This window comes from Vibrio sp. 704 (genome assembly GCF_033339295.1).
The window spans coordinates 1-530 of sequence record NZ_JAWOUH010000966.1; the positions used below are offsets into that span (position 1 = coordinate 1).

The 530-nt window shown below is 43.6% G+C and carries 1 protein-coding gene and 1 pseudogene; one reads left to right on the forward strand and one right to left on the reverse strand.

Going from position 1 to position 530, the window contains the following annotated elements:
• Positions 1–280, forward strand: a 280-nt coding sequence (locus R7R24_RS30135; protein ID WP_411978855.1) for a cytidylyltransferase domain-containing protein, incomplete at its 5' end; no start/stop codon positions are given.
• A gap of 77 nt (positions 281–357) precedes the next feature.
• On the opposite strand, the pseudogene R7R24_RS30140 reads toward R7R24_RS30135, so the two are convergent.
• A pseudogene (locus R7R24_RS30140) lies at positions 358–530 on the reverse strand (SpoVR family protein); the annotation flags it as partial.

Genomic DNA, 530 nt, shown 5'->3' on the forward strand with positions numbered 1-530 from the left:
AATTCCTTGGGATCGTGATAACTTCGCTAAGCAAGACAAAGCTATCGTGAATCCATTGATGCGTCACATCGGTATCTATGCATACCGCGCAGGTTTCATTAATACTTACGTAAACTGGGCGCCAAGTGCCCTAGAGCAAATTGAATGCCTAGAGCAGTTACGAGTGCTTTGGTACGGCGAGAAAATCCACGTTGCAGTTGCTAAAGAAGCGCCAGCAGCAGGCGTTGATACGCCAGAAGATCTTGAAGCCGTTAGAGCTATTGTGGCGAAAAAAGCGTAACGATTCTACTTCTTGCAATTAATAAAAAGGCTCCTTTCATGGAGCCTTTGGCTTTTAGGGGATGAGTATATTTTTTACTAAATGTTTGAATCGTACTGATTGCGTTTTGGACAAGTGGCTAATGTTTCTCTGTGTCCCGTGTCTTTAACTTCTTCTAAGATTACGTCAAAGCCCCATAGGCGATAGACGTGTTTCAATACCTCATCATAACTTTCATCGAGTGGAATGCGGTTATGAGGGACGTACTGCA